The 9,056-nt window shown below is 42.7% G+C and carries 6 protein-coding genes and 2 pseudogenes; 6 read left to right on the forward strand and 2 right to left on the reverse strand.

Features of this window, described 5'->3' with window-relative positions; translation table 11 throughout:
* Positions 1–112 precede the first annotated feature (112 nt).
* Positions 113–1,102: pseudogene (locus AC5JQI_RS02895) on the reverse strand (tyrosine-type recombinase/integrase); the annotation flags it as partial.
* 16 nt (positions 1,103–1,118) lie between these two features.
* Positions 1,119–1,949 carry an IS630 family transposase gene (locus AC5JQI_RS02900; RefSeq protein ID WP_493913675.1) on the reverse strand — a complete coding sequence of 277 codons (831 nt, stop codon included), beginning with the start codon at positions 1,947–1,949 and terminating at the stop codon, positions 1,119–1,121.
* Positions 1,950–2,033: 84 nt separating this feature from the next.
* Between AC5JQI_RS02900 and AC5JQI_RS02905 the strand changes: the two genes are divergently transcribed.
* From AC5JQI_RS02905 to recC, 6 genes and pseudogenes are all read left to right on the forward strand, one after another.
* Positions 2,034–2,453 (forward strand): thiamine pyrophosphate-dependent enzyme, encoded by a 420-nt coding sequence (locus AC5JQI_RS02905; RefSeq protein ID WP_493913676.1) that lies wholly within the window; start codon positions 2,034–2,036, stop codon positions 2,451–2,453.
* 13 nt (positions 2,454–2,466) lie between these two features.
* Entirely contained in the window at positions 2,467–3,657 is a 1,191-nt protein-coding gene (locus tag AC5JQI_RS02910; RefSeq protein WP_493913677.1) for a Bcr/CflA family efflux MFS transporter, read from the forward strand.
* A gap of 51 nt (positions 3,658–3,708) precedes the next feature.
* Positions 3,709–4,068, forward strand: coding sequence for an SDR family NAD(P)-dependent oxidoreductase (locus AC5JQI_RS02915; RefSeq protein WP_493913678.1), 360 nt, complete (start codon positions 3,709–3,711; stop codon positions 4,066–4,068).
* Entirely contained in the window at positions 4,020–4,496 is a 477-nt protein-coding gene (locus AC5JQI_RS02920) for an SDR family oxidoreductase (protein ID WP_493914590.1), read from the forward strand. Before AC5JQI_RS02915 ends, AC5JQI_RS02920 begins: the two co-directional genes overlap by 49 nt.
* Before the next feature lie 379 nt (positions 4,497–4,875).
* A pseudogene (locus tag AC5JQI_RS02925) lies at positions 4,876–5,139 on the forward strand (helix-turn-helix domain-containing protein).
* A 501-nt stretch (positions 5,140–5,640) separates the two neighbouring features.
* Positions 5,641–9,048: an exodeoxyribonuclease V subunit gamma gene (recC, locus tag AC5JQI_RS02930; RefSeq protein ID WP_493913679.1), complete on the forward strand. Its 3,408-nt coding sequence runs from the start codon at positions 5,641–5,643 to the stop codon at positions 9,046–9,048.
* Positions 9,049–9,056 lie beyond the last annotated feature (8 nt).

Raw genomic sequence — 9,056 nt, forward strand, 5'->3', positions numbered from 1 at the left:
GGGTATTATAGGGGGTATGGTAGATAATTGAACCAAATAAAATCATTTAAAAACAAAAGATTAATTATTATTGTCGAATCCTGTAGGGCCATTTAAAATCAATAAGTTACCCCTATTTTGCAACTGTGATTTTTCCTGACTGGGACGTATTTGGGACGCAACCACTAAAAAGCGCATCAATTTGCCGAGCGTGTTCGGTTAAATGGCTAGGTGCTAAATGAGCATAACGCCTCACCATTTCGATTGACTCCCAACCGCCCATTTCCTGCAAAATTGATAATGGGACGCCTGACTGAACCAGCCAGCTAGCCCAAGTATGTCTCAGATCGTGAAATCTGAAATCTTCTATACCCGCTCGCTTTAATGCTGCGTTCCATGCTGTGTTCTCATCAACACGCATCTTCCTGACTGTAGGCATTGCTTTTCCATCGGGATTAGTTGAAGATTTGTTATGGACAAAAACCCATTTATGATGGCTGCCTATCTGATCACGCAGTGCTCTGCAAGCCGTTTCATTTAGGGCTACCCCTATAGCCCTAGCTGATTTGCTTTGGTCTGGGTGTATCCATGCAACTTGGCGTTGCATATCAACTTGAGACCACTCCAGATTAATAATGTTTGACCGCCTCAGCCCCGTAGCCAAAGCAAATTTAACAACTGACTTTAATGGCTCTGGGCATTCATCAACTAATCTTTGGGCCTCGTGAGGTTCCAACCATCTAACACGTTTCTCTCTGACAGTTGGAACTTTAATCACTGGCGCTTTTTCTAACCACTTCCAATCCCGTTCTGCAGCTCTCAGCAATGATTTTATCAATGACAAGTGTTTCGCTTTGGTTGCTATCGAGACAGGAACTTCCTTATATGCGGGGATCTCTTTTCCTGTTTTCTGGGCTGCCTTAACTTTACTTTCCCAGCGTTCCTTGGCCTTACGGTTTTTCATCTTGCTGGCTGCCGTATAAATTCTGGCTTCGGTTATATCCTTTAACTTCACTCCGCCGAAGTATTCCAGCCAAAATCCCATTCGACCTTTATCATCGTCCAGTGATTTTTTATCAGCCTTTTCTTCGATCCATCGCAGACAGGCTTCATCAAACGTTATAGAAGAATCAATATAATCAGACATAAGTCACATGCTCTGTAAACAGCTCATCAATAGAGCATCTTTCTCGTCTTCTTGTTGCTTTTGTTTCAGCCCATTTGTTTTCGATAGGATTTAAATCTGGGCTGTAAGGCGGAATCCATTCTAACTGGCATCCGTGATCGGTTATCGCTTGTCGCGTGTCACCGCGTTTATGGAAAGGGGCATTATCCATCACAATCACTGTCCCCTTAGGGAGCTTCGGCAACAAATCTTGTGTCAGCCAGGCATGAAACACATTCGCATTAAGGGTTCCGGCAAACAAACTTAAGGTCACAAAGGTATTTTTAATGATAGCACCAATGGCATTAAGGCGGCCTTTGTGCTGCCAGTCATGTAAACCAAAACAGCGGGACTCTTTTAACGAATAGCCATGCGTACGTGGCATGGACTGCTCAACGCCGCTTTCATCCAGATAAACAATCTGTTTGCCCGCCTGCTCATGATGGCGGATACGCTCGCCAAATACCTGACGCGCGTGTTCGTCAGCGGCGGGGTGTTTGTGCGTTTTTTTGACGGTTATTTTGAGTCGTTTCAGGGCGTAATGGATAGCCGATTGTGAGACACCCAGACGTTTTGCTCTTTCCCATTGATAATCATCGGGATAATTTTTGACATCGGCGATAAGTGTCTCATCACTGATTTTCGTGGGCGGCTTATCACGTGTCATACAGGGTTCTATTTTATTGCACCACCGGAACAGAGTGCGGATAGAGACCTCAAAGTGGTCGCAGGTTTGCTCGAATGTCAATGCATGCTTGTCTTTGTATGCCAGTACTCTTCTTCGAAAATCTAGACTGTAACCCATCTCAATTCTACCTTGTCATTGGGATTTAGGTATTATGACACAGTATTATGATTCTGCTATATATCGGCAACCACACTTGGTCCTATGGGCTGGAGTATCCCTGCCGGGATAGGAGCCAGCTTTGCTGCTCCAGGCAGAAAATGTATGGTTATAACGGGTGACGGTTGTATGTTAATGCAGGGAATGGAGTTAGCCACAGCATCAAAATACCATTGCAATATACTTTTCATTATCTTTAATAATGCATCCTATGCGGCAAGTTACTTTAATAATAAGGATAACAAAACAGATCTGACAAAAATTCCTGATTATGATTGGTGTCAATTGGCGAGAGGATTAGGGGTAAACTGTTTATGTGTAAATTCACCGGATCAATTACAGGAATGTATTGCCGAGATTATGCAACAGAACAGTCCATTCTTGATCGAAATTAAATGTGATAACCAGCACACAACGCCAAATAAGGAATATAACCAACGTATAAAAGCGTTCCCGCTCGTATGAAAGGTAAAAAGGCATGAAGTCAAAACTCATTATCATCAATTCGTGCGTTATACTGGTATTAGGACTATTTTCTATAGATCTCTATAATCCGGCGCTGCCTGTAATAAAAACCGCACTCGCAATGACTGACAATCAGGCACAAAGTCTTGTTGTTTATTATCTCGTTGGTTTTGCGGTATCCCAGCTTGTTTATGGGCCTCTCTCCGATAAACACGGACGCATTCCTGTCATTATTTTTTCCTTATTATTTTCCGCTATTGGTAATTATCTGACTTCTGCGGCTGAATCATTTCACACACTATCTCTATTCCGGCTTCTGACCGGTATTGGTGCCGGTGGATGCCCGGTTATTAGCAGAGCTATACTCAGTGATACTTTCCGGGATAAAACGGAATTATCTAAATCTCTGGCTATTTTTTCGATGGCATCACAAGTTTCGCCTGCTTTTGCGCCTGTCATTGGGGGATATATCACAGAATATCTGCCGTGGAAGTTTAATTTTATCGCTCTCACCATCATGATGCTGACAGGGGCATTTTTTGTAAAAATGACGTTGCCGGAAACATCACCGATGAAATCAACAAACCCTGGCCGGATAACAGGTTTTCGCATTCTGTTATCTGACGTTAATTTTGTTGTATACAGTGTTGTCTCTGCCGTTTTGTTTGCCATTACAATTGGTTATTTTACTGCCAGTCCTTTCATATTCCAGGCACAATTTGAACTATCCTCATCACAGAATGGATATCTATTTATGATTTATTCTGCCGGGATCGTCATAGGTTCGTTGCTGACAAAAAAAGGGTTGTCACATACCACACCTGAAAGAATGCTTAAAGTTTCATTGCCGTTATTAGTGTTGTTTACCGCGATGGCGCTTATTTTTATTTATTTCACTCAGATATTATCGATTGAATTTATCATTATTTACAGTTTTGCGGTAGGGCTAGGGTGTGGACTGTCTTCTCCGTTATTACTTGGGATAAGTTTACATGGGCATCCAGAACTGTCCGGAACGGGCAGTGCCTTACAAGGTGCACTAAAAATGGCAGGAGCAGCCGTTGTATTATGTTTTTTTTCCAGCGGCCATACAACAACAACAGCAGGTTTAATGTGGGGTCTTTTCGTCCTTGCCCTGATTTGTTTTGCTTTCATCACCTTTATTCAGTACAGGGCATCCAAAACAAAAAATCGGCACTTATAGAGCAGCCAACATTGATAGTGTTATCTTCACCGTCATACTAACGGAGAGAATATGGATCTGAAAATAGCGGGTCGCTGGGCTGTCATATGTGCAGCCAGCGAAGGTTTAGGATTTGCTTGCGCGGCAGCCCTGATGGCAGAAGGTGTAAATGTTGTTATTAATGCACGAAGACCTGAACAATTGAAAGTGGCGGCACGGCAGCTTCAAAATATAAATGCTGCTGTATCCATAAAATGGGTATCCGGTGATATAACCCAATCAGACATTCAGGATGTTGTGCTGAATACACCACCTGTGGTGGAATCCTTGTTACAAATGCGGGTGGCCCACCAACAGGTATTTATTCCGGCTGGACCCGTGAAATATGGTATCAGGCCATTAATACAAATATGCTTACCCCAATCAGCCTGATTCAGGCAGTCATTGATAAAATGGTTAATCGTTGTTTTGGACGTATTATCAATATTACTTCTGGAGCAGTTAAAGCGCCTCAAAGTGAGCTGGGATTATCAAATGGAGCACGAGGGGGACTCACCACTTTCATCAGTGGTCTGGCAAAATCGCACGCACTGGTAAGTAATAATGTCACTATCAATAATCTATTACCTGGTGCTTTCGATACTCATCGCCTGAGGCAAATATTTGTACAAAAAGCGTCGAGATGCGCAGATTCACCGGAAAGTATCGCAATACAACGGAGCCAGAAAATCCCCGCCGGTCGGTTTGGCGCTCCCGAAGAATTTGGTGCATATTGTGCTTTCTTGTGCAGTACTTATGCAAGTTATATAACGGGGCAAAATATCCTTATTGATGGTGGTGCCTATCCCGGCGTGTTTTAAGGAAGATAAAAAACTGAATATTACAATCCTTATTGACAATGTTGGGGTATTGAATCCGAATACTCAAAAACCTCATCATCTTATTAAGTGATGATGAGGTACGGTGATGACATTGAAACCGTCGTGGCGTAATCGTTCGGGACATCTCACAAAGCCTATTAAGGGTATGAACAGAGGAGAAATTGTTTTCATCAAGAAAAGAATGGTACGTTCTTTCTCACCTTAATATCGAACAAAAATTTGACCTCGCTCAGCCCGACCGATAAGGTATATAGTGGTTCAGGCTGGGGAGGCTATGCCTCGCCGGAATAAGTGCCGGTCTGCAAACCCTGTCTGAATCACCACCATCAATGGATAATTAATGGAAGGGGTAGCAGGAATGATTGATATTAAAAAAGATTGGCATCAGGCCGATATTATTGCTGCATTATGTAAGCGTGGTACAACTCTAGCGGCTGTTTCCCGCGAAGCTGGACTAAGTTCTTCTACATTAGCAAATGTGTTATCACGCCCTTGACCGAAAGGTGAATGGATTATTGCGAATTTCCTCGGCATTCACCCTGCAGAAATTTGGCCTAGCCGTTATGTAGATATGTACGGTCATTTTGTTGAGCGCAAGCCGCGAGAAGAATCAAATCAATAATTATTCTAATATCGCAATATCAGGGAAATAGTCACTTCATTGAATCACTGTATGTATTATCATTTGATGAGGTGACACCATAGTCTAACGGTCCTCTTAACAACTTTCGACGAAAACCCTTTCACCATCCGCAAAGTGCTCTCCCCTTTAGAAGGCTGCCTGTCAGATGAAAAATATCTTTCGGTTGCTATTATTACGTTTGCAGTGAGCTGATTAACCACTGTTGATATTTCAAATCGCAGTAGTGAAAAATCACGATGTTGTTTGAAACGGAGGCGTGACAAAATAACGGATAGTTTATAGAGAGGGTTATTCTTGGATGATATTTCACTATATATAATGATTTACAAGAGTGATGTTTTCTTAGGGAAGTATATAAGATAAAAATCCCCCAGCGATGATTTAATTTGTATATAAATTTGTATAGATTTGATGGGGTAATTATAAATTCCATTTAATATCAATATGTTGATTGGGTTGTTCTATTCAGTGGGAGCATTGATGTTTAGAGTTTATCATTCAAATCAACTTGATGTACTTAAAGAGTTGACGGTGAGCCTGATCGGGGGTGAGCCTCTTTCTAACCCATTTGACAAAGAAGTAATTTTAGTTCAAAGCCCGGGCATGTCTCAGTGGTTACAGATTCAACTGGCGGAGAAGCTGGGTATTGCTGCGAACATAGAATTCCCACTTCCTGCAACTTTTATCTGGCAGATGTTCACGCGAGTATTGATTGATGTTCCCAAAGATGGTGCTTTCAGTAAGGACGCCATGAAATGGAAATTAATGACGCTGTTGCCTGCTTTATTAACTGAGCCGGAGTTTGTTGCGCTTAGCCATTATCTTGATCAGGACATCGATAAACGCAAGATTCATCAATTGGCTGGTCGGGTTGCGGATTTGTTCGACCAATATTTGGTTTATCGTCCGCAATGGTTAGAAAGTTGGGGTAATGGCCAATTAATTGATGGCTTGAACAGCAATCAATTGTGGCAGAAAAGATTGTGGTCTGAACTGACAGAATATACTCGCCAGCTACAGCAACCCCTGTGGCATCGTGCTAATTTATACCAGCGATTTATCACAACTTTGGAGAAAGGCAACTTTCCATTGGAAAATTTGCCGCCGCGTATTTTTATCTGCGGAATTTCTACCCTGCCTCCCGCTTACCTGCAAGTATTTAAGACGTTAGGAAAATATATTGATATTCATCTTATGTTTACTAATCCGTGCCAATATTATTGGGGAGATATTCAAAGTTATACATTTCTCGCCAGATTAAACAGCCGTAAGCCAAAACATTATAAAAGCAGCAAATTGCTGGAGAGATTCAAAGAACCAGAAAATGCGCCATCGCTCTTTAATGAAGACGGTGAGCAGAGCCTAAACAACCCATTATTGGCATCCTGGGGAAAGTTGGGGAGAGATAATCTCTATCTGCTGTCACAATTAGAGCCAGATTCTGATATTCATGCTTTTGTTGAGTTGGAATCTGAATGCGTTTTGCATCAAATCCAGCGGGATATTCTCAATCTTGAAGATCATGCCCAGATAGGAACGACGGAAAATACGTTCAAAAATAGTCTGAAAAAACGCTCGTTTGATAGTGCGGATCGTTCGTTGACTTTTCATTCATGCCATAGCCCGCAAAGAGAGATAGAAGTATTGCAGGATCAGCTCCTGCGTTTTTTGGATGATGATCCCTCTCTGATGCCGCGGGACATTATTGTAATGATGGCGGATATTGATAACTATGCGCCTTATATTCAGGCTGTTTTTGGCAATGCACCTGAGGAGCGCTATATCCCCTTTGCTATTTCTGACCGTAAAGTTCGTCAGGCGCATCCTGTTTTACAAGCATTCATTACTTTGCTCGATTTGCCACAGAGCCGATTTACGGCTGAACAAGTTCTGGCATTGTTGGAAGTGCCTGCTTTAGCCGGCAAATTTTCTATTCACGAAGAGGGATTGCGTTTACTGCGGCGCTGGGTGAAAGAATCAGGTATTTGTTGGGGGCTGGATGATAGCAACATTGAAGCATTGTCTCTGCCCGCCACGGGACAAAATACTTGGCATTTTGGACTGACACGCATGTTACTGGGTTATGCAATGGACAGTCAGGCAGGGCCGTGGAATGACGTATTGCCTTATGATGAATCCAGTGGTCTTGCTGCCGAATTAGCCGGTCAATTGGCTGAATTTTTAATGGAATTGAACCAATGGCGCAAAATTCTGGGTGAAAAGCAGAAATTGGCGGATTGGCTGGCAGTGTGCCCACAATTGCTGGAAACTTTTTTCGCGTTGGATGATGAAACTGAACTGGTATTGGCACTCATTACCCAACAATGGCAAAAAGTGATTGATAATGGCTTGAATGCACATTACGAAGAAAATGTTCCTTTGGTATTGTTGCGCGATGAATTGGCGTTTCGTTTTGATGATGAGAAGATAAGTCAGCGTTTTCTCGCGGGTTCTCTGAATTTTTGTACTCTGATGCCGATGCGCTCTATTCCTTTTAAGGTTGTTTGCCTGTTGGGAATGAATGACGGAGTTTATCCACGCACTATTCCCCCGCTTGGGTTTGATCTTATGGTGGAAAAAACGCAACGGGGAGATCGCAAACGACGCGATGATGACCGTTATCTTTTTTTGGAGGCGTTGGTTTCGGCGGAGCAATTCCTTTATATCAGCTATATCGGTAAATCGATTCGAGATGATACTGAGTGCAATCCATCTGTATTAGTTAATGAACTACTGGATTATGTTTGCCAGAGTTTTTGCCACGCAGGTGATGAAATGCTGAATGTTGATGATAGTGCCAGAAATGTCAGACAACATTTGCTTTCACAGCATACTCGTGTTCCTTTTGCGACAGAAAATTTCCTGCCTGACCATTACTCACAAAGTTATGCGGCAGAGTGGTTGCCTGCGGCAACTCAGCAAGGCATTTCTGTAACTGATTTTTGCCAGCCGGTGGCATTTGATCGCAGCGAAATAAAAGAGATTTCTCTAGATGAATTAGTCCGCTTTTATCGCCATCCTGTCAGGGCATTTTTCCAGCAACGTCTAAAGGTACATTTTGTCATCGAAGAGACGGAGTTACCTGAAGAAGAACCTTTTGTACTGGATAACCTGAAACGTTATCAATTCAACCAACTGCTGCTGAGTATTTTGATAGAAAAAGAGCATCCTGAATCTTTGTTTCATCATCTTCGCGCATCGGGTGGTTTACCACATGGCGCGTTTGCTCAAGTTTACTGGAAGGCTCAACTGGAAACCATGCAGCCATTGGCAGACAAGGTTCGCGGGGAGCTAACTGCATCTTCTTCCATTGATTTATATGCGGAATTAGACAGTGTGATATTGACCGGAAAAATTCATCAGGTGCAGCCTGATGGAATTTTATGTTGGCGTCCGGCGAACTTAACAGCCAATGATGGTATCCAATTATGGATTGAACATCTTGCTTATTGTCTCTCAGGTGGTACCAGCGAAAGTCGCATGTATGGGACGGGGGGAAAAGAGGGTAAAAAAGGTACAGAGTGTCGTTTTCCACCGCTAAGGCAGGATGAAGCGAAAAAATACCTGAATCAGATAATAGAAGGATATTTCCAGGGAATGTCTGAACCTCTTCCCTTGTTTTGCCGAAGTGGCTGGGCATGGCTGGAAGGTTGCTTCAATAAGGAAAGTCAGCAAATCGATTTCAGCGAGGAAATCCAACAAAATGCTGAAAATAAATTGATGGAGCAATGGCTGGGAACAAATGACAGGAAAGGGGAAAGCAGCGATCACTATATACAGCGGGCTTTCCGGCAAGTTGATCAATTACTGTTAGAGCGTATGAAACGCGAAATTCAGAGCTATTTGTTACCGATGGCCCGTTATTCAAATGGCTCGTTATTCAAATAAATAGGGAG

Source organism: Xenorhabdus sp. XBWT (assembly GCF_059072735.1).

What these genes read in the sequence shown, in the direction of transcription:
- AC5JQI_RS02900 (WP_493913675.1), bottom strand. Translation starts at nt 1,949, where the DNA reads ATGGGTTACAGTCTAGATTTTCGAAGAAGAGTACTGGCATACAAAGAC.
- AC5JQI_RS02905 (WP_493913676.1), top strand. Translation starts at nt 2,034, where the DNA reads ATGGGCTGGAGTATCCCTGCCGGGATAGGAGCCAGCTTTGCTGCTCCA.
- AC5JQI_RS02910 (WP_493913677.1), top strand. Translation starts at nt 2,467, where the DNA reads ATGAAGTCAAAACTCATTATCATCAATTCGTGCGTTATACTGGTATTA.
- AC5JQI_RS02915 (WP_493913678.1), top strand. Translation starts at nt 3,709, where the DNA reads ATGGATCTGAAAATAGCGGGTCGCTGGGCTGTCATATGTGCAGCCAGC.
- recC (WP_493913679.1), top strand. Translation starts at nt 5,641, where the DNA reads ATGTTTAGAGTTTATCATTCAAATCAACTTGATGTACTTAAAGAGTTG.